Origin of the sequence: Streptomyces sp. NPDC002669, assembly GCF_042889165.1 — a bacterium.
Lineage (GTDB): Bacteria > Actinomycetota > Actinomycetes > Streptomycetales > Streptomycetaceae > Streptomyces.
On sequence record NZ_JBIAQQ010000018.1, the window covers coordinates 20,166 to 38,065 of the forward strand.

General features: G+C 70.2%; 21 protein-coding genes. 13 read left to right on the forward strand and 8 right to left on the reverse strand.

What is annotated here, in order from left to right; translation table 11 throughout:
- Positions 1-154 precede the first annotated feature (154 nt).
- Together ACFYW1_RS24735 and ACFYW1_RS24740 are read right to left on the reverse strand one after the other, a co-directional pair.
- Positions 155-409 (reverse strand): Txe/YoeB family addiction module toxin, encoded by a 255-nt coding sequence (locus ACFYW1_RS24735; protein ID WP_388997145.1) that lies wholly within the window; start codon positions 407-409, stop codon positions 155-157.
- Positions 406-687 carry a type II toxin-antitoxin system Phd/YefM family antitoxin gene (locus ACFYW1_RS24740; protein ID WP_388997148.1) on the reverse strand — a complete coding sequence of 94 codons (282 nt, stop codon included), beginning with the start codon at positions 685-687 and terminating at the stop codon, positions 406-408. The genes ACFYW1_RS24735 and ACFYW1_RS24740 overlap by 4 nt, the downstream gene beginning before the upstream one ends.
- Positions 688-1,114: 427 nt before the next feature.
- Between ACFYW1_RS24740 and ACFYW1_RS24745 the strand changes: the two genes are divergently transcribed.
- The 3 genes from ACFYW1_RS24745 to ACFYW1_RS24755 are packed head-to-tail and all read left to right on the forward strand — an operon-like array spanning position 1,115 to position 2,817.
- Positions 1,115-1,456: a CPCC family cysteine-rich protein gene (locus ACFYW1_RS24745; protein ID WP_388997151.1), complete on the forward strand. Its 342-nt coding sequence runs from the start codon at positions 1,115-1,117 to the stop codon at positions 1,454-1,456.
- The gene (locus ACFYW1_RS24750) at positions 1,453-2,184 is read left to right on the forward strand and encodes a HEAT repeat domain-containing protein (protein ID WP_388997154.1); all 732 of its coding nucleotides are present in this window, start codon (positions 1,453-1,455) and stop codon (positions 2,182-2,184) included. Before ACFYW1_RS24745 ends, ACFYW1_RS24750 begins: the two co-directional genes overlap by 4 nt.
- A gap of 3 nt (positions 2,185-2,187) precedes the next feature.
- Positions 2,188-2,817 carry a DUF6000 family protein gene (locus ACFYW1_RS24755; protein ID WP_388997157.1) on the forward strand — a complete coding sequence of 210 codons (630 nt, stop codon included), beginning with the start codon at positions 2,188-2,190 and terminating at the stop codon, positions 2,815-2,817.
- 202 nt (positions 2,818-3,019) lie between these two features.
- Here the strand turns inward: ACFYW1_RS24755 and ACFYW1_RS24760 are convergent, their stop codons facing one another.
- The gene (locus ACFYW1_RS24760; protein WP_388997160.1) at positions 3,020-3,835 is read right to left on the reverse strand and encodes a helix-turn-helix transcriptional regulator; all 816 of its coding nucleotides are present in this window, start codon (positions 3,833-3,835) and stop codon (positions 3,020-3,022) included.
- A 239-nt stretch (positions 3,836-4,074) separates the two neighbouring features.
- On the opposite strand from ACFYW1_RS24760, the gene ACFYW1_RS24765 reads away from it, so the two are divergent.
- Positions 4,075-5,262, forward strand: a complete 1,188-nt coding sequence (locus ACFYW1_RS24765) for an MFS transporter (RefSeq protein WP_388997163.1) — start codon at positions 4,075-4,077, stop codon at positions 5,260-5,262.
- Between the two features lie 92 nt (positions 5,263-5,354).
- Here the strand turns inward: ACFYW1_RS24765 and ACFYW1_RS24770 are convergent, their stop codons facing one another.
- Positions 5,355-5,735, reverse strand: coding sequence for a nuclear transport factor 2 family protein (locus tag ACFYW1_RS24770; RefSeq protein WP_388997166.1), 381 nt, complete (start codon positions 5,733-5,735; stop codon positions 5,355-5,357).
- 76 nt (positions 5,736-5,811) lie between these two features.
- Here ACFYW1_RS24770 and ACFYW1_RS24775 point away from each other — a divergent pair, with 76 nt between their 5' ends.
- Entirely contained in the window at positions 5,812-6,246 is a 435-nt protein-coding gene (locus ACFYW1_RS24775) for a MerR family transcriptional regulator (RefSeq protein WP_388997169.1), read from the forward strand.
- A gap of 88 nt (positions 6,247-6,334) precedes the next feature.
- Here the strand turns inward: ACFYW1_RS24775 and ACFYW1_RS24780 are convergent, their stop codons facing one another.
- Positions 6,335-7,534, reverse strand: coding sequence for an MFS transporter (locus tag ACFYW1_RS24780; protein WP_388997172.1), 1,200 nt, complete (start codon positions 7,532-7,534; stop codon positions 6,335-6,337).
- Positions 7,535-7,615: 81 nt separating this feature from the next.
- Here ACFYW1_RS24780 and ACFYW1_RS24785 point away from each other — a divergent pair, with 81 nt between their 5' ends.
- From ACFYW1_RS24785 to ACFYW1_RS24795, 3 genes are all read left to right on the forward strand, one after another.
- Complete coding sequence (locus ACFYW1_RS24785; protein ID WP_388997175.1) at positions 7,616-7,960, forward strand: ArsR/SmtB family transcription factor; 345 nt, start codon at positions 7,616-7,618, stop codon at positions 7,958-7,960.
- Between the two features lie 544 nt (positions 7,961-8,504).
- Positions 8,505-8,774, forward strand: a complete 270-nt coding sequence (locus ACFYW1_RS24790) for a type II toxin-antitoxin system Phd/YefM family antitoxin (RefSeq protein WP_007266282.1) — start codon at positions 8,505-8,507, stop codon at positions 8,772-8,774.
- On the forward strand, positions 8,767-9,030 hold the full coding sequence (locus tag ACFYW1_RS24795; RefSeq protein ID WP_356292697.1) for a type II toxin-antitoxin system RelE/ParE family toxin: 264 nt from the start codon (positions 8,767-8,769) through the stop codon (positions 9,028-9,030). Before ACFYW1_RS24790 ends, ACFYW1_RS24795 begins: the two co-directional genes overlap by 8 nt.
- Before the next feature lie 884 nt (positions 9,031-9,914).
- Here the strand turns inward: ACFYW1_RS24795 and ychF are convergent.
- On the reverse strand, positions 9,915-11,003 hold the full coding sequence (gene ychF / locus ACFYW1_RS24800; protein WP_385607865.1) for a redox-regulated ATPase YchF: 1,089 nt from the start codon (positions 11,001-11,003) through the stop codon (positions 9,915-9,917).
- Positions 11,004-11,362: 359 nt separating this feature from the next.
- Between ychF and ACFYW1_RS24805 the strand changes: the two genes are divergently transcribed.
- Positions 11,363-11,908 carry a DUF6542 domain-containing protein gene (locus ACFYW1_RS24805; RefSeq protein ID WP_388997559.1) on the forward strand — a complete coding sequence of 182 codons (546 nt, stop codon included), beginning with the start codon at positions 11,363-11,365 and terminating at the stop codon, positions 11,906-11,908.
- An 80-nt stretch (positions 11,909-11,988) separates the two neighbouring features.
- On the opposite strand, the gene ppgK is transcribed toward ACFYW1_RS24805, so the two are convergent.
- Positions 11,989-12,726, reverse strand: a complete 738-nt coding sequence (gene ppgK, locus ACFYW1_RS24810) for a polyphosphate--glucose phosphotransferase (RefSeq protein WP_388997181.1) — start codon at positions 12,724-12,726, stop codon at positions 11,989-11,991.
- Between the two features lie 115 nt (positions 12,727-12,841).
- Positions 12,842-13,831, reverse strand: a complete 990-nt coding sequence (locus ACFYW1_RS24815; RefSeq protein WP_388997184.1) for a 4-hydroxy-3-methylbut-2-enyl diphosphate reductase — start codon at positions 13,829-13,831, stop codon at positions 12,842-12,844.
- A 74-nt stretch (positions 13,832-13,905) separates the two neighbouring features.
- On the opposite strand from ACFYW1_RS24815, the gene ACFYW1_RS24820 reads away from it, so the two are divergent.
- From ACFYW1_RS24820 to ACFYW1_RS24835, 4 genes are all read left to right on the forward strand, one after another.
- Entirely contained in the window at positions 13,906-15,327 is a 1,422-nt protein-coding gene (locus ACFYW1_RS24820) for an APC family permease (protein ID WP_388997187.1), read from the forward strand.
- Between the two features lie 134 nt (positions 15,328-15,461).
- On the forward strand, positions 15,462-16,673 hold the full coding sequence (xseA, locus tag ACFYW1_RS24825) for an exodeoxyribonuclease VII large subunit (protein ID WP_388997190.1): 1,212 nt from the start codon (positions 15,462-15,464) through the stop codon (positions 16,671-16,673).
- Between the two features lie 118 nt (positions 16,674-16,791).
- The gene (locus ACFYW1_RS24830) at positions 16,792-17,052 is read left to right on the forward strand and encodes an exodeoxyribonuclease VII small subunit (protein ID WP_388997193.1); all 261 of its coding nucleotides are present in this window, start codon (positions 16,792-16,794) and stop codon (positions 17,050-17,052) included.
- A 234-nt stretch (positions 17,053-17,286) separates the two neighbouring features.
- The gene (locus ACFYW1_RS24835; RefSeq protein WP_388997196.1) at positions 17,287-17,877 is read left to right on the forward strand and encodes a malonic semialdehyde reductase; all 591 of its coding nucleotides are present in this window, start codon (positions 17,287-17,289) and stop codon (positions 17,875-17,877) included.
- Positions 17,878-17,900: the final 23 nt, after the last annotated feature.

A 17,900-nucleotide genomic window follows, 5' to 3' on the forward strand; every position in this document is an offset into this window, starting at 1 on the left:
TAGTGCATGCGTCGTGTTACGCGTAGGGCCGGTATTGGATTACCTGGAGTACTGCCCCTCGGGTCCGGGCCTTTCCCTGCGGGGGCTTCCGCTTCGATCGCCCTCTCGGCATCATTCCGCCATGAGAGCGACAAGCGGTACGGACAACCCACGGTCAGTAGTGATAGCGGGCTGCAAGGATCACGATCTCCTTGTCCGTGACCAGGTAGACAAGGCGATGCTCGTCATCGATCCGCCTCGACCACGCACCGGGCAAGTGGTACTTGAGCGGCTCGGGCTTGCCGATGCCCGTGAAGGGATCACGCTTGGCGTCCTCGATGAGCTTGTTGATCCGAGCAAGTATCTTGCGGTCGTTCTTGAGCCAAGACGTGTAGTCTTCCCAGCCTTGATCCTCGAAGACAAGCCTCACGCAGCACCCTCAGCAGGATCCGCCGCATCGGGATCGATCAGCTCGCGTTCCGAGAGGTTGATGCCGCCAAGGGCGTTCTCGTACGCCTTGAGCAGGCGACGTGCGTTCGCAGGCGAGCGCAGCAGGTACGAGCCCTCGCGTAGCGCCGCGTAGTCCTCTGCCGAGACGAGTACGGCGTTGCCATGCTTGGACACGATCTCGATCGCCTCGTGATCGTCATTAACCTTCTTGATCAGCGGAAAGAGAGCTTTGCGGGCTTCGCTCGCAGTTATCGACATGGATTGACTCCCTCCACCAAGCAGTACCGAATAACGTACCACTAGTGGATACCCGAAGTGTGGCTGGATGAGTGATAACCCGCCAGAAACCCCAGAACCGTTCCAGCACGGGCAAGAGCCGGAGGCCCGACTGACGAGCCGGGTCTCCGGCCTGCACTTTCAGTAAATCCGACGTGGTGGATCTGTACCTAAACGCTGAAGCGGAATACCTGATCCCGAACCTGCGGCGAAGCCTCGCCCAAGGCTCTGACCTGGCATTTTCTCGTCGGCATGCGTTGACTCCCGACGGCTGTTTACATGTATCCCGCGGACTCGCTGCGGTCTGCCCGGATACCCCGCGGCCGAGAAATCCATGGCACACCTGCGGGACCGGCGAGAAGACTGCCTGGGTGAGCGACCGCTACTCCTGCCCTGCTGCGGGCACCCCGTGCTTGACGCCATGCCCGGCTCGTACGAGATCTGCCCCGTCTGCTTCTGGGAGGACAACAGGGTGCAGTTCCGTCGGCCGACCACGGCAGGCGGCACGAACAAGGTCTCCCTGATCGAGGCCCGACGCAACTACCAGGACTTCGGCGTCTGCGACGAGCACGGCCGTCGGTTCGTCCGCCCTTTGGCCGAGAACGAGCTGCTCGACCCCACCTGGCGCCCCATCGACCCGACACTGGACGCCTTCGAGGACTGGGCAGCCGATAACCACGCTCCGTGGCCCGAGGACCACTCGGTGCTCTGCTGGTGGCTCCCCGCTTTCTGGCGCCGGGCTCACCCATGACCACCCACATCGGAAGACTCATCCAGCAACTCGACGACTCTGCTGGCCCGTCGTACGAGGCCCGCGCAGAACTGATCGGGATCGGCTCCGACGCCACCCCCGCCCTCATCGACGGACTGCCCTCCCTTGGCGGGTTCGGTCAGCTGACCGCCATCGAAGTCTTCGAAGAGGTGGCGGACCCACGCTGCGGCCCTACTCTGATCACCCTCCTGCGCAGCGACGACTCCACCGTCCGGGAATGGGCGGCAATGGCCCTGGCGAGTCTGGAGATCGACGGCGCGGTCGAGCACGTACGCCGCGCCTACCACGCCTACCTGGAACGGGCGACGCCACCGGACTGGAGCGAGCCGGAGGGCATCCGCTGGGCCCTGACCGCACTCGGTGCACGCACCCCCGTCGTCCCCCCGCTCACCGCGCGCCTACGAGCCACCGCTGCGGACAACGCCCCGGGCTGGCCCTCGGCCCACTTCGCCGAGATCATCAACGACTTGGCCGACCACGCCCAGGTGATCCTCTACTTCCAGTTCTGGCGGTTGGACACCGGCGGCACATACGGTGTCTCCGGCCCCGGCCTGAACTGGGAACTCGACTGGACCGCGCCCTGGGAGCACCTGGTCGAAGAGTCCCGCACCTGGTCCCTGCTGGAAGCCTCCGAAGCCCCCGCCGGCGACAACATCTTCACCGTCCCCACCTGGATCGACCGTACCGACCTGCACCCGGAGAGGTGACCGATGCCGTCCCGGCGTCCTGATGAGACCGGCTACGGCCACGTGGTCGAGCGCTACGTGACGAGGACGTACGGGGGCCTCCCGCGCTACCTCGTACTGAACGGCGGACGGTTCCTGGGCCCCCGGTGGTGGCACACCACCCGCTTCACCCGACACCTGCTGAATGACGCCGCCACGATCACCGACGAGGAACTGGAAGCCCTCCTCGGCTACGAGTGGCGCTCCCGCCTCACCGCCGCCTGGCTGATCGGCGTCGACCGCCGTGAACGGTTCCGGGCACGCATCGGCGACCTGTTCCTGGCCAGCGAGGTCTGCTACTCCGGCGGCGCCTACTGTTTCGCCCTGGCCCGCTTCGGCACACACGCCGACGCCGAGATCCTCACTGCCTACCTCGACCGCTACCTCCCCCGCACCGACCTCCACTACGACCAGGCCGCCGCCCTGGGCGCCCTCCTCCGCCTCGACGCCCTCCTCGGTACCCACCACACCGACCGCTTCACGGAGCCCGACGGCCCCTGGGACGAGTGGGTCATGGGCGTGGGACGCCTCGGCTACCCCAGCTACACCCCCGCCGAGCTTCGCCGCTGGACCGACCTCCAGTGCGACTTCGCCAACGGCTGGACCCGACTCTAGGGCCTCCCGTTTGAATCATGCCGGGCTCGCAACCGCCCTGCCCGAAGTGCTCCGGACCGTCAACTGCATGGTGAGACGGCGAGGAAGCGTCCGGCCTTCACGCCCCCGGCCGCCCCGACCCGGGGCCCTCCCCGCCCGGCGAAGAAAGGAACCCCCTCCGGTCGGCACGATCCCGGGGATTCTCCTCGCGTCCGGTCCGAGGTCAGCCCTTCACCCAGCCGCCGAAGGCGTCGGCGGAGTCGCCGAGCGGCGTGTAGTAGACGAACCGCAGATGCTTGTCGCTCTCCAGCGTCATCGTGATGTGCGAGAGCTCGACCTCGCCGAGGCCCTCGATGTCGAACGTCCGCCGGCCGGTGCACTTGCCGTCGATGTCGGGGCGCTTCCACCATTGCCGGAACGTCGGGTCCATGCGGGACAGGTTCTCGGTCAGCGCCACGATCTCCGCGTCCTGAGGTGCGTGCGCGAAGTCGCGCCTGAAGCTCGTGAGGATCTGCCGGGCCTGCTCCTCCCACGGTGACAGCCTCGCCCGCAGACGCTCGTCGGCGAACGTCATCCAGAGCATGTTGCGCTGCTCGTCGGGCTGGGCCGAGAACCCGAAGAGCTTGTCCGCGGAGGCGTTCCAGGCCAGTACGTCCCATTTGAGGTTCAGGACGAACGAGGGACTCTCGGGAAGCCTCCCGAGCAGGTCGTGCGCGACGGGAGGCACCGTGCACGCGGTGCGCGCCGGCTCCTTGGGGAGCCGCTTCTGCGTGAGCATGTACAGATGCCGGCGCTCCGCGGCATCGAGCTTGAGGACTCCGCAGAGGTCGTCCAGGAACTCGGCCGAGACGCCGATGTCCCGGCCCTGTTCGAGCCAGGTGTACCAGGTGATCCCGACGCCCGACATGGCCGCGACCTCTTCGCGCCGCAGTCCGGGCGTGCGCCGTCGGCCGGAGACCTTCAGGCCGTGCTCCTCCGGAGTCACCCGCTCCCTGCGGCTGCGGAGGAACGCGGCAAGTTCCGGCCTCGTGCGTTCCATCCGTCTTGCGCTCATCGAGCCCACACCATCGTCCCCTGCCGGACCATCACTTCCAGTAACACCATAAAGGGAAACATTGTAACCCCCATAAGGCGCAAATACGGTCGGATCACGGGGGTCGCGAGACGGCCGGTCGAGGCCGGTCACATCCGTGCGGGCCCATCGCGAGACGGCCTCCACAGAGGCGCGGCGGCTCGACACGACAGCCGAAAGGGAGAACGAAGCATGGGAGTTGAACGGTGATCCGCAAGGTATGGCCGCTCGTCGTCGCCGCGGTGTCCCTGGGGATCGACGCGTACGTGCTGGCCGGAGTGCTCCCGCAGATGGCCGACTCCCTGGCGACCACGGTCGGGGCCATCGGCCTCGGCGTGACCGCGTTCACCGCGGCCTACGCGGTCGCCGGCACGACGCTGTCGAAACCGGCCGCGAAGGGATCTGCCCAGCGCGGGCTGCTCCTCGCGCTGGGGCTGTTCAACGGGGCGAACCTGATCACCGCGCTGTCGCCGAACCTGCCGGTGTTCCTGGGCTCCCGAGTGCTCTCCGGGGCGGGGGCCGGCGTCCTCACCGCGGTGGCCACCACCGCCGCGGCGAGCCTGGCCCCCGAGGAGCAGCGCGGCCGGGCCATGGCCATGGTGACCTTCGGGCTGTCCACCGGGACCGTGGCCGGTGTCCCCGTCGGCATGCTGATCGGCGAGCAGATCGGGTGGCGCTGGACCATGGGGCTGGTCGTCCTCGTCGGGGTCGTGTCGATGGCCGCGCTGGCACTCCGCGGCGGCGAGATCCCGGCGATCCCGGACGAGCCGGGCTCCGGGGCGTCGGCGATCAGGTCGCCGCAGGTGCTGTTCGGCATCCTGCTCGCGTTCGTCTTCGGCGTGACCAGCCTCGGTCTGTACACCTACATGCTTCCGACGGCCGCCGACAGGGGACTTCGGGCGTGGGGCTTCGCGCTGATCTGGGTGTGGGGCATCGGAGGAGTGGCGGGCTCGATGCTCATCGGCAAGCAGATCGACGCCGTCGGGTCCAGGCGGCTGCTGCCGGTCCTCGCGACGGCGCTGCTGGCCTCGTTCGCCGTGGTCGCGTTCCTGCCGCAGCCGGTGGCATGGCTGGCCGCGGTCCTCGTCTGGGGCGCGACGGGGTGGGCCGGTGTGCCCACGCTGCAGGACGCCCTGACCCGCTCGCGTCCCGGGGCGACGACCACGATCGTCGCGTTCCAGATGGCGGCCATGTACCTGGGCTCGGCCGTGGGCTCCGCGCTGGGCACCGCGCTGCTGGGCGGAGGGACCCCCGCCGGCGATCTGCCGATGTGGGCCGCCGGCGCACAGGTGGTCGCCGTCGCCCTCGCGGTGATCGTGGGCACGATGGGCGAAGGAGCAGCGACCGCGCGGGCGGGGCGGAAGGACCGGGCGGAAGCGGGCCGAGCCTGCTGATCCCCGACGGGGCGGCGGAGGATGCCGGGACCGTTGTGGTCACGGGATCCTCCGCCGCGAGGTGTCGTGGCCATTGCGCGGTGCGGCGGTGGTTACGCGTCGGCGTTCAGTTTCGCCAGAAGCAGGGTGTCCCAGTACTCGCGGATGCGGGTGATCGCGATGCCGTCGATGTCGATGACGGCGATCAGGGGAACGTCCGCGACCGTCCCGTCGGCGGCCCGATACGTCCCCGTGTACTCGGCCAGGTAACGCCCCTCGGTGATCCGCTCGACGGCCGGGGCGCCGATCCTCAGTCCGCCTGCCCGCACGGCGGAGAGGTGTGCCCGCACCGCCGGCTTTCCCTCGACACGGGCCGGCAGCCCCAGTGTCGGACCGTAGGGGAACTCCAGGACCACGTCGTCGGCGAGGTGGTCGAAGAACGCGTCGGCCTCGTTGAAATCGCTCAGTACCTGGTGGAGCGCGTCCACGGTCATGGCTGGTCCTCTCGTCGGAGTAGTTTGCCCAGGGTGGAACTTCAGGTCGACCTGAAGTCAAGGACGAGGAGAACCGATGCCCCGCACGATCGGAGAAGTCGCCGCGCACCACGGCCTGGCCGCCCACGTGCTTCGGCACTGGGAAGACGTCGGCGCGCTCCTGCCCGAGCGCTCCCCGTCGGGGCACCGCCGGTACGGGCCGGCCCATGACGCCCAGATCGAGCTGATCAAATGCGGCAGGACCGCGGGGCTGAGCCTTGAAGAGGTCGCGAAAATGCTCCACGGACCGCAGCACGAGCGGGAGCCCGTACTGCGCGACCGGCTGAAAGCCCTGGAGCGCGCCGCGAGCGAGATCGAGGCGTCCCGACGCCTGCTTCTCCATGCCCTGACCTGCGAGACGCCCGCGGCATGTCCGCAGTGCTCCCACCCTCACGGAGCCTTCGGGTTCCCGTCCCCGAAGAACACGCGACGACCGGCGGCGGATTCGGCCTCCGAGGCACCGGAGCGGTGAGGAGGAGGGCCGGCGAAAGCACCCGGCTCCCCGGCAATCACGGGACGGAGTCGCAACTGCTCGACCTGGCTCGGAGAGCCGCAGGCCGTCAGCCCTCACCAGCCTCCGCACGGGTCCCGACCGAGGGGGCGGCGATCAACCAGGCTCCCGCCAGGGCGACCGCACCGACGATCGGAATCGCGGTCGCACCGAGGCGGTCGAGAAGCAGCCCGCCGGCAGCCCCGGCGGCAGCGGTGCCGAGATAGAGACCGGAGATGTTCAGGGAGACGGCGGTCATCGCCGCCTCCGGTGCCGCAGCGATCGTGCCGGCCTGCATGGGCGGGTTGAGCGCCCAGGCGAACACCGACCACCCGGCCGCCCCGGCCAGGAACACCCATGGCGAGGAGCCCACCACGACCACGATCGCCACAAGGGCCAGTGCAAGAGCATGGCCGCCCAGAATCGCCAGGCGTGCGCGGCGGGGGCCGTAGCTGTCGGTCAGACGGCCGCCCAACAGGGCGGCCATGACCCCGACGAGGCCGACCACCAGCAGCAGCACCACGGGCAGATGCGCGTCCGTGCCGAGGGCGTACACCGAGATGGGGCCGAGGTAGGTATAGAAGATCAGGCCGCCGGTTCCGCACAGGAAGATCGCCACCACCATGCGCAGCACCGCCGGGCGTCGCAGCGGGGCCAGCCGGGCGCTCAGCGCCATCGGCTCGGAGCCGGGCAGGCGCGGCATGGTCGCCAGGGCGACGATCTCCGCCAGGGCGGCGACGGCCGCAATCAGTACGAACGTCGAGCGCCAGCCCCACGCGCCGGCGACCCAGGTACCCACAGGGACGCCCGTGAACAGCGCAACGGTGAGGCCGGCGGTCACCAGGGACAGGTATGCGCCCTGCTTGCCGTCGGGCGCGCTTTCGGCGGCAGCCACGAACGCGGTGGTCGACACCGCCGCCGCCGACAGCCCCGCGACGATCCGCAGGATGAGCAGCGACGCGAGATCGGGGGCGAACGCGCATCCGATGTTCGCCGGCACGAAGACCGTCAGCCCGCCGCACATCACGAGCCGTCGCGGGTAACGGTCGAGCCAGACCGCCGGCACCGGAGCGCCGATGGCGAAGGTCAGGGCGAATGCGGTCACGAGCTGACCCGCGGTGCCGGGCGTGACACCGAGGTCGGCGGCCACCGCGTTCAGCACACCGGCGATGACGAACTCGTCGGTGCCGAGAGCGAGGGCCGCGATGAAGAGCGCGGCGAGCCACAGAGATCTGCGGGGCATGGGTTTCCTTCGGACGATGCGGGACACGACCAGCCCATTCGATGTTTCACGAACATCGAACAATCTGGTAGATCGTTCGACAGGTCACGAACAAGGTAGAGTGATCGCATGGCACCGGCGGATCACGCGGACGACAAGCACCCGGACACGACGGACCTCTCCCTCACGCGCGTGCTGTCCGCCATGTCCGACCCGCTGCGCCTCGGGATCGTCTGCCTGCTCGCCGACGGGCACGAGCGCCAGTGGGGCGAGCTCGACGCACCGGTGGCGAAGTCGACGCTGAGCCATCACATGAAGACGCTGCGCAGCGCCGGCATCACCCGCACCCGCGACGAGGGCACGCGCTGCTACGTCAAGCTCCGTGCGGACGACCTCGAAACGCGCTTCCCCGGACTTCTGGCCTCCGTGCTGAGCGCAGCCCCCGAAGAGGCGACGAGGGTCGGCTTGAAGTAGGCGAACCGTGAACAGCTCGGGGCGGTCCCGACACCTGGCCGACTCCCTCGCGTGCACGGTGAAGACGATGACCCCTTTCGGGTTCCCGCCCTTGCCCCGACGAGCGACGAACGTCTCGGCCGGGCGGCCCCGCCCCATCGCCGAAGGAACCGGGCCGGCCCATGCGGGAGGAGCGAGCGGATCACCAATCCCCCTGCCGGCCAGCAGGACCGCGACAGTCTCCTTCAGGACCGCGTACGGCCGGGGAGGCCGTGACTCGGCCATACCGGCTCACCGCCCCGGCACACCGCGCCCCCCTCGGAACGCAAAGGCCGCCCGACCCGCTCCACTGCGGGTCGAACAGCCTTTCACCGGACGTATCAGACGTTGAAGCGGAACGCTCAGCATAGAGCTCCCACCTGCGAAAACACGGTTCCGAAAGTGGCCATCCAGCACCGATCCAGCACGGTACGAATTCATCCAGCACATCCAGCACGAGCGATAGAGCGCCACGGACCCACCGCACCCGTTGTGTACACATGGGACACTCGGTACACTTGAGCGCATGACGCAGCCGCTGCCCATAGAGTCCATCCGCGACGTGCGCGCTCACCTGGCGGAGGTCGTGGAGCGCGCAGACCGCGACGACGTGCCCACTGTGATCACACGCCGGGGCAAGGAAGTCGCTGCCGTGGTGTCCATCGAGGTGCTGCGCAAGTACCAGGAATGGGAAGAGCGCGAGATCAACCGGATCATCGACGAGCGCATGGCCAATCCGGCACCCGGCATCCCGATCGAGGACATCATGAGGGAGACGCTGGCACGCAGTGAGTGAGTACCGCACCGTCTTCCGGCCCGAAGCTCAGGCAGAGCTGCGCAAGATCCCCCGCGACACGGCGCTCCGCATCCTGGCCAAGCTGACCGAGCTGGAAAGCGACCCACTCGGCTTCAACACCACCGCACTCGTGTCCCAGCCCGAACGCCGCCGCCTGCGTGTGGGTGACTATCGCGTCGTCTACACGATCGACAACGGTGAGCTGGTGGTGTGGGTCGTGCACGTCGGGCATCGCTCCACCGTTTACGACACCTGATCCTGCGCCAGGAGCAGCTGTGATCGGTCAGAATCCGCCGGGGTAGCGGCATCATCGCCCGAGCGGCCGCGCCAGATTGTCAGTACCGGCTGCTCCCATGGCGTCATGAGCACTGTGCCCGAAACCGCCGCCTGCCTCCTCGGCCCCGCTCGACTCCGCACCCACTGGCCGTCCTGCCCCCCGATCGGCGACGATCCGCGGTTCTGCTGCTCCACCTTCGACGCCGCCTGGGGCCCCGGCACAGAGGCCGCCTTGATGGAGAACGGCTCGGGCGACGGCTTCTCCATCCTCTTCACCCCGGCCGGCGTGCTCATACCCGGTTTCGACCACGAGTCGGAGATGAGTCCGTACGGGAGGGACGGCAAGCAGGCCCGGCCCGGTGTCATCGACGAAGTGCCCGCCGAGGCCCTGACCCTCGCCATCGTCCTCCCGTCCTGGCACGACGCCCTGGCCGGCTTCCGTCCTCCTGCCCTCAACTCCGACTACCTCGACGACCACCCGGACCACCCCCACCGTCCGCCACCGCCCACTCGCCGCACTTCGGCTCCCCCCGGCCACCGACCGGGAAGTCCTGTACCACCTACTCGCCGCCGCCACCCGCACCGTCCCCGACGGGTACCTCCCGCCCGTTCCAGACGGGGAGGACTCCGGCTTCCAGCCGATGCTCGAACTGTCTGCCGAGCAGGGCCGCCCCCACCCGACCGGGTCAGCGCCCCGCCGCGCTGCGCCGGGGGCGAGGGCCGAGCCCAACCACCACTGGCGCAACGTCGGAATACCCAGCCCCCGTCCAGCACGGGGACGACGTAGGGGCCGGGCTCACCGAAGCCCGACCCCTACTGAGCCGCATGCTTGACGGAACCACCCAGCATGCGGCCACTGCACGGTTACACGTTGAACCGGAACTCCACCACGTCGCCGTCCTGCATCACGTACTCCTTGCCCTCCATGCGGGCCTTGCCCTTGGCACGGGCCTCGGCTACCGAGCCGGTCTCGACCAGGTCCTCGAAGGAGATGATCTCCGCCTTGATGAAGCCCTTCTGGAAGTCGGTGTGGATCACACCGGCCGCCTCGGGGGCCGTGGCGCCCTTCTTGATCGTCCAGGCCCTGGCTTCCTTCGGGCCCGCCGTGAGGTAGGTCTGCAGGCCCAGGGTGTCGAAGCCGACGCGGCCGAGGGTGGCCAGGCCGGGCTCTTCCTGGCCCATGGACTGGAGGAGTTCGAGGGCCTCCTCGTCGTCGAGCTCGATCAGCTCGGACTCGATCTTGGCGTTCAGGAAGATCGCCTCGGCGGGGGCGACCAGGGCGCGCTGCTCGTTCTTGAAGTCCTCGTCGACCAGCTCGTCCTCGTCGACGTTGAAGACGTAGAGGAAGGGCTTGGTGGTCAGGAGGTGCAGCTCGTGGAGGAGCCTGCCCTTCTCGGTGCCGGCGGTGATGCCCGCGGCGAAGAGGGTCTGGCCGGACTCCAGGATCTTCTGGGCCTCCTCGACCGCAGCGAGGACCGCGACCTTGTCCTTCTGGAGGCGGGACTCCTTGGTGAGGCGCGGGACGGCCTTCTCGACCGACTGGAGGTCGGCGAGGATCAGCTCGGTGTTGATCGTCTCGATGTCGTCCTTGGGCGAGACCTTGCCGTCGACGTGGACGACGTTCTCGTCCTTGAACGCGCGGATGACCTGGCAGATCGCGTCGGACTCGCGGATGTTCGCCAGGAACTTGTTGCCCAGGCCCTCACCCTCCGAGGCGCCGCGGACGATGCCGGCGATGTCGACGAAGTCCACCGTGGCGGGGAGCAGCCGCTGGGAGCCGAAGATCTCCGCCAGCTTGTTCAGGCGGGAGTCCGGGACGCCCACGACGCCGACGTTCGGCTCGATCGTGGCGAACGGGTAGTTGGCCGCCAGCACGTCGTTCTTGGTCAGGGCGTTGAACAGGGTCGACTTGCCGACATTCGGCAGGCCGACGATTCCGATCGTGAGCGACACGTTGGCGACTTCCTGAGGAGTGAGGAGGTGGTGGGTGGAGCGGTTGCGGACCCGGTGGGCCGATTCTCCAGTTTACGGGCGAGCACGACCGGGCAACCACGGGTCCGGCCGGGGCGGGGAGGCAAGGGGCCCGGGGGGTACGGGTGCGGGGGCGATCGGTTCCCGTTCGGCCGTGTGGCATCGAACTCATCGCCTAGGTCGCCCAAAGCGCGTGTCCCGCACCCGCTTCCTCCCGCCCGGCGACCTACGTTGTCCCGGTGGAGCAGCACAGGACACGTCCCCCGCAGCGCAGGCAGGCCCAGCAGGCCCCGCTGTCCCCGCAGGGCACCATCGAGGAAACCGCGACCGTCTACCGGGTGATCAGGGCGCCCGAGGGGCGGTCCCGGCCGGTGCCGCCCGTCGTGCTCGCGCTGCGCAGGCTGCCCAACCCGCGGCTGACCGGCATCGGCGCGGGGCTCTTCGCCGCCGCCTCCATGCTCGTGCTGGGCTGCCTCGACCTGCTGCTCCTCGACGGTTCGCCGGTCGTGTTCGGGGCGCTGTTCCTGCCGGTCAGCGCGCTGACGGCGCTGTGGGTGCGGCCCGCGGACCTGGTGACCGCGCCGATCATCGTGCCGATCGCGTTCACCGTCGGCGTCGTCCCGATCGCCGGTGGCACGGGCGGTTTCGGCGGCCGGACCATGGCGGTCGTCACGGCGCTCGCCGTGCACGCCGGGTGGCTGTACGGCGGAACGCTCGTCGCCGGCGTCATCGCGACCGTACGGAAGGTCCGGCTGATGCGGCAGCGTCGGCGCCGTCTGCTGCTCGCCGCCCAGACCGCGCGCCCCGGCCAGGCGGCGGCGCGGTCCGCGCAGGCCCCGGCCCGGCCCTCCCGGTCCGCTCAGGCGCCCCGCCGCCCCCGGCGGTGACCCGCCCCGCACCCGCTCGCCGCACGGCGAGGTGACGGCGGCGGCCCCTCTTCCCCGGGGCCGCCGCCGTCGCCGTGTGGTCAGTGGCCGCCGGCCGCCATCGCCGCGCCCACGATGCCCGCGTTGTTCTGCAACTGCGCCGGCACCAGCTCGGCCCGTACGTTCTCGATCAGCGGCAGGAACTTGGCGGCCTTGCGGCTGACCCCGCCGCCGATGATGAAGAGTTCCGGCGAGAACAGCATCTCCACATGGGCCAGGTACTTCTGCAGCCTGCGCGCCCAGTGGTGCCAGCTCAGGTCCTCGTCCTCGCGCGCCTTGGTCGAAGCGTGCTTCTCCGCGTCGCGGCCGTTCAGCTCCAGATGGCCCAGCTCGGTGTTGGGCACGAGCCGGCCGTCGGTGAACAGGGCGCTGCCGATCCCCGTACCGAGCGTCAGCACGATCACCGTCCCCTTGCGGTCGCGGCCCGCGCCGAAGGTCATCTCGGCGATGCCCGCCGCGTCGGCGTCGTTCAGGATGGTGACGGGCTGCCCCAGCCGGTCGCCGAGCAGTCCTCGGGCGTCCAGGTCGATCCAGCCCTTGTCGACATTGGCCGCGGTGCGTGTGTGTCCCCCGGTGACGACGCCGGGGAAGGTGATGCCGATCGGCCCCGCCCAGCCGAAGTGGCCGACCACCTCGGCCACGCACCCCGCCACGTCCTGGGGGGTCGCCGGGTGCGGCGTCAGTACTTTGTGACGCTCCTGCGCCAGGTCCCCGCGGTCCAGGTCCACGGGAGCACCCTTGATCCCGGATCCGCCGATGTCCACGCCGAAGATCTGCATGCGGTCCACGGTACGGGCAGCCGACCCGGCGCACTCCCCGGAACGCGAGGACGCGTCCGCTGGAGGAGGGGCGCGCCGGGGCTCCCGCTTCCCGGATCCCCGGAGAGTGCGGCGGCTACTTCCCGGAGAGTGCGGCGGCCTCGGCGCGCAGGTCGCGGCGGAGCTCCTTGGGCAGCGAGAACGTGATCGACTCCTCGGCCGCCTTCACGATCTCCACGTCCTCGAAGCCGCGCGCGGACAGCCACTCCAGGACCCCGTCGACCAGCACCTCGGGCACGGACGCGCCGGACGTGACGCCGACCGTGGAGACGCCCTCCAGCCACGCCTCGTCGATCTCCTCGGCGAAGTCGACCAGGTGGGCGTCGTTCGCCCCCGCGCCGAGGGCGACCTCGACCAGGCGGACCGAGTTGGAGGAGTTCTTGGAGCCGACGACGATCACGAGGTCGGCGTCCGCGCCCATCTGCTTCACGGCGATCTGACGGTTCTGCGTGGCGTAGCAGATGTCGTCGCTGGGCGGCGAGATCAGGAGCGGGAACTTCTCCTTGAGCGCGCCGACCGTCTCCATCGTCTCGTCGACGGAGAGCGTCGTCTGGGAGAGCCAGACGACCTTCGACGGGTCGCGGACCTCGACACCGGCGACGTCCTCGGGGCCGTCGACCAGCGTGATGTGGTCGGGGGCCTCGCCGGAGGTGCCGATGACCTCCTCGTGGCCCTCGTGGCCGATGAGGAGGATGTCGAAGTCCTCCTGCGCGAAGCGGACCGCTTCCTTGTGGACCTTGGTGACCAGGGGGCAGGTCGCGTCGATCGTGGCGAGCTTCCGCTCGGCCGCCTCCTGGTGCACGGTCGGTGCGACGCCGTGCGCGGAGAACATCACGATCGAACCCTCGGGGACCTCCGCCGTCTCCTCGACGAAGATCGCGCCCTTCTTCTCCAGGGTCTGCACGACGTACTTGTTGTGGACGATCTCGTGGCGCACGTACACCGGGGAGCCGTACTGCTCCAGGGCTTTCTCCACGGCGATCACGGCACGGTCCACGCCCGCGCAGTAGCCACGGGGAGCGGCGAGCAGGACGCGGCGAGGTGTCGTAGCAGTCATGCGTCCCATCGTAAGGCCGAGCAGGACGCGCGAAAGATCCGCACTGTCGCAAAACTGATGCGTACGCGGACAACGGAGGGCTCATGTCGGAGACCGGCGGCATCAGCGACGGCGGCAGTGGTGCCGGCGACGGCGCGGGCGGGGGCACGGGGACGCGGGACCCCGCCGGGGCGCACCAGGAGGGTGGCAGGCTGCGGCGGACGCTCGGCTTCCGGGACCTGGTGGTCTACGGGCTCCTCTTCATCGCGCCGATGGCGCCCGTCGGGGTGTTCGGCACGCTGGACGCGAAGTCGGACGGCGCGGTCGCGCTGGTCTACGTCGCGGCGACCGTGGTGATGGCGTTCACGGCGTTCAGCTACGCCCAGATGGTGCGGGTCGCGCCGCTGGCGGGCTCGGTCTTCGCGTACGCGCGCAAGGCGCTCGGGGAGGGGCCGGGGTTCATCGCCGGGTGGATGGCGATGCTCGACTACCTGCTGATCCCGGCGGTCGCCTACCTCTTCTCCGGGATCGCGCTGAACGCGCTCGTCCCGTCGGTCTCGCGGTGGGTGTGGACGGCGCTCGCGGTCGTCGTCACCACGCTGCTCAACCTCTGGGGCGTACGGGCCGCCGCCCGGGTCGGTTTCGCGGTGCTGGCGATGGAGATCGTGGTGCTGCTGGTGTTCCTGGTGTCGGCGGTGGTGGTCCTCGTGCGGGACGGGGCGCAGCGCGGCTGGCTGACCCCGCTCACCGGGGATTCCGCCTTCTCCATGTCGGCGGTGGTGGGGGCGGTCTCGGTGGCCGTGCTGTCCTATCTCGGCTTCGACGCGATCGCCTCGTTCGCGGAGGAGGTGACGGGGGGTTCGGAGAAGGTGGCGCGGGCGGTGCTCTTCTGCCTGGTGCTCGCGGGCACGCTGTTCGTGGCGCAGGCGTATCTGGCGGCGCTGCTGGAGCCGATGACGTCGGCGGAGCTGGCCGCCGATCCGGCCGCGCAGGGGTCGGCGTTCTACGACACGGTGGACGCGGCGGTCGGGAGCTGGCTGCACGATCTGGTGGCGGTCAGCAAGGCGATCGGCGCGGCCTTCGCGGCACTGGCCGGGCAGGCGGCCGCGGGGCGGCTGCTCTTCGCGATGGCCCGGGAACGGCGGCTGCCCCGGATGCTCGCCCGGGTCGATCCGGCGTCGGGGGTGCCGCGGTTCGCGATCCTGCTGGCGGCGACGGTGACGCTGGTCGCCGCGGTGTGGGCGGCCCGGCGGGACGACGGTCTCGATCATCTGGTGTCGGTCGTCGACATCGGCGCCCTGACGGCGTTCGTGCTGCTGCACGCGTCGGTGGTCGGCTGGTTCGCCGTACGGCGGATGGAGGGGCCGCCGAGCTGGTGGCGGCACGTGCTGGTGCCGGTGGTGGGTGCGGGGGTGCTGATCGCGGTCATCGTGGAGGCGACGGCGAGCGCGCAGGTGGTGGGGGTGTGCTGGTTCGGGGTGGGGCTGGTGGTGCTGGCGGCGCAGTGGGGACGCCGTACGGCCTGAGGGCCCGTCGCGTCGCGTGCCGGTCCACGAGTGGGGCCGCGGCGGCCGGAGGACACCCGGCCGGTCCGCGAGCGGGGCCGTGGCGGCCCCGTGGTGGCCGCCCGATTGTCGGTGGAGGCGGATACGCTCGCCGCATGGCTCTCCAAACGTCCGCGGAAACCCCGCTGCCCGTCGGTGAGGTGTCGCGGCTCATCGGCGGCTGGATCGACCGGCTCGGGGCGGTCTGGGTGGAGGGGCAGATCACCCAGCTGTCGCGCCGGCCGGGTGCCGGGGTGGTGTTCCTGACGCTGCGCGACCCCTCGCAGGACATCTCGGTGGGGGTGACGTGCTTCCGCCAGGTCTTCGACCGGATCGCCGACGTGGTGACGGAGGGCGCGCGGGTCGTCGTCCTCGCCAAGCCCGAGTGGTACGCGCCGCGCGGCCAGCTGTCCCTGCGGGCCACGGAGATCCGGCCGGTCGGCATCGGCGAGCTGCTGGTCCGGCTCGAACAGCTGAAGAAGTCGCTGGCCTCGGAGGGGCTCTTCGCACCCGGCCGGAAGAAGCCGCTGCCGTTCCTGCCGCAGCTGATCGGCCTGGTCTGCGGGCGGGCGTCGGCCGCCGAGCGCGACGTCCTGGAGAACGCCCGGCGGCGGTGGCCCGCGGTCCGCTTCGAGGTGCGCAACACGGCGGTGCAGGGCGTCCACGCGGTGAACCAGGTGGTCCGGGCGGTGAAGGAGCTGGACGACCTCCCCGCCGTCGACGTGATCGTCGTGGCGCGGGGCGGCGGCAGCGTGGAGGATCTGCTGCCGTTCTCGGACGAGCAGCTGATCCGGGCGGTCGCCGCGTGCCGTACGCCGGTGGTGTCGGCGATCGGTCACGAGCCCGACTCCCCGCTGCTCGACCTGGTCGCGGACCTGCGCGCCTCCACCCCGACGGACGCGGCCAAGAAGATCGTGCCCGACGTGGGCGAGGAAATGGACCGGGTGCGGCAGCTGCGCGACCGCGCGCTGCGGACGGTACGGGGGCTGCTGGACCGGGAGGAGCGCGGCCTGGCGCACGCCCTGGCCCGGCCGTCGATGGAGCGGCCCCATCGGATGGTGGACGAGCGCGCCGCGGAGATCGACGCGCTGACCGGCCGGAGCAGACGGGTGCTGGGGCATCTGCTGGACCGGGCGGACTCGGAGCTCGCGCACACCCGGGCGCGGGTCGTCGCGCTGTCGCCCGCGGCGACGCTGGAGCGCGGGTACGCGGTGCTGCAACGGGCCGACGGCCAGGTCGTGCGCTCCCCCGAGGAAGCGGGGGAGCCGGGCGACGTGCTGCGGGCCCGGGTGTCGGGGGGCGAGTTCGCCGTACGGGTGGACGAGTGAGCCGGCCCGGCGCCGGTGCGCCCGGGTCCGGGCGCGCCCGGAGGCGGGGACGGACGAGGTCACAGGCCCCCGGCGGGCCGGAGAACAGGGTGGAACGCATGACGACAGGGTGGAACGCATGACGGACGAAGCGACCGCAACGGCCGATGCCGTGGACACGCTCGGCTACGAGCAGGCCCGCGACGAGCTGATCGAGGTGGTGCGCCGCCTGGAGGCGGGCGGTACGACACTGGAGGAGTCCCTCGCGCTGTGGGAACGGGGCGAGGAGCTGGCGAAGGTGTGCCGGCGCTGGCTGGAGGGCGCGCGCGCCCGGCTGGACGAGGCGCTGGCGGGACCGGCCGCTCCCGAGGACGACGGCGCCGCGGCGGACACCGACTGAGGGAAACGGAACCCCAAGCCGCAGAACCAGGAGGAGCGGGACCGGGAAGAGCGGAAACGAGCAGGTCGGACCGTGCGCGAGCGGGCCGGGAGCGAGGAGGGCGGGACGGGCGGGCCGGCGCACGGGCTGTGCAACGGATCACTCCCCTCTCGTTTTAGTTGAAAGTTAACCTACTTCTCCCGTACGGTGTTCCACGTTGCTCGATCCCGTGTACGCCCGGAAGGTAATACCACGATGTCCCTCGCCCTTGACCCCGCTGCCCAGGACCTCCTCTTCCGCGAGGCCCGCACCGCCAACACCTTCACCGACGAGCCGGTCAGCGATGAGCAGGTCCAGGCGATCTACGACCTGGTCAAGTACGGCCCCACCGCCTTCAACCAGTCGCCGCTGCGCGTCGTCCTGGTCCGCTCGGACGAGGCCCGCGCCCGCCTGGTGAAGCACATGGCCGAGGGCAACCAGCCGAAGACCTCGACCGCTCCGCTGGTCGCGATCCTCGCCACCGACAACGAGTTCCACGAGGAGCTCCCGGCGCTGCTGCCGCACTTCCCGCAGGCCAAGGACGCGTTCTTCTCCGAGCGCCCGGTCCGCGAGTCGGCCGCCGCGCTGAACGGCGCGCTGCAGGCCGCGTACTTCATCATCGGCGTCCGCGCCGCCGGCCTGGCCGCGGGCCCGATGACCGGCTACGACGCCGCGGGCATCGAGAAGGAGTTCCTGGACGGCGACCACAACGTGCTGATGGTCGTCAACATCGGCAAGCCCGGCGAGGACGCCTGGTTCCCGCGCCTGCCGCGCCTCTCCTACGACGAGGTCGTCACGACCGTCTGACCGTCGCCGCGCACACGGGGAAG

Coding starts and splice junctions, on each gene's coding strand:
- ACFYW1_RS24820 (WP_388997187.1), top strand. CDS start 13,906: ATGTCGGAGACCGGCGGCATCAGCGACGGCGGCAGTGGTGCCGGCGAC.
- ACFYW1_RS24835 (WP_388997196.1), top strand. CDS start 17,287: ATGTCCCTCGCCCTTGACCCCGCTGCCCAGGACCTCCTCTTCCGCGAG.
- ACFYW1_RS24830 (WP_388997193.1), top strand. CDS start 16,792: ATGACGGACGAAGCGACCGCAACGGCCGATGCCGTGGACACGCTCGGC.
- ACFYW1_RS24770 (WP_388997166.1), bottom strand. CDS start 5,735: ATGACCGTGGACGCGCTCCACCAGGTACTGAGCGATTTCAACGAGGCC.
- xseA (WP_388997190.1), top strand. CDS start 15,462: ATGGCTCTCCAAACGTCCGCGGAAACCCCGCTGCCCGTCGGTGAGGTG.
- ACFYW1_RS24740 (WP_388997148.1), bottom strand. CDS start 687: ATGTCGATAACTGCGAGCGAAGCCCGCAAAGCTCTCTTTCCGCTGATC.
- ACFYW1_RS24775 (WP_388997169.1), top strand. CDS start 5,812: ATGCCCCGCACGATCGGAGAAGTCGCCGCGCACCACGGCCTGGCCGCC.
- ACFYW1_RS24785 (WP_388997175.1), top strand. CDS start 7,616: ATGGCACCGGCGGATCACGCGGACGACAAGCACCCGGACACGACGGAC.
- ppgK (WP_388997181.1), bottom strand. CDS start 12,726: ATGCAGATCTTCGGCGTGGACATCGGCGGATCCGGGATCAAGGGTGCT.
- ACFYW1_RS24750 (WP_388997154.1), top strand. CDS start 1,453: ATGACCACCCACATCGGAAGACTCATCCAGCAACTCGACGACTCTGCT.
- ACFYW1_RS24790 (WP_007266282.1), top strand. CDS start 8,505: ATGACGCAGCCGCTGCCCATAGAGTCCATCCGCGACGTGCGCGCTCAC.
- ACFYW1_RS24755 (WP_388997157.1), top strand. CDS start 2,188: ATGCCGTCCCGGCGTCCTGATGAGACCGGCTACGGCCACGTGGTCGAG.
- ACFYW1_RS24760 (WP_388997160.1), bottom strand. CDS start 3,835: ATGGAACGCACGAGGCCGGAACTTGCCGCGTTCCTCCGCAGCCGCAGG.
- ACFYW1_RS24815 (WP_388997184.1), bottom strand. CDS start 13,831: ATGGGACGCATGACTGCTACGACACCTCGCCGCGTCCTGCTCGCCGCT.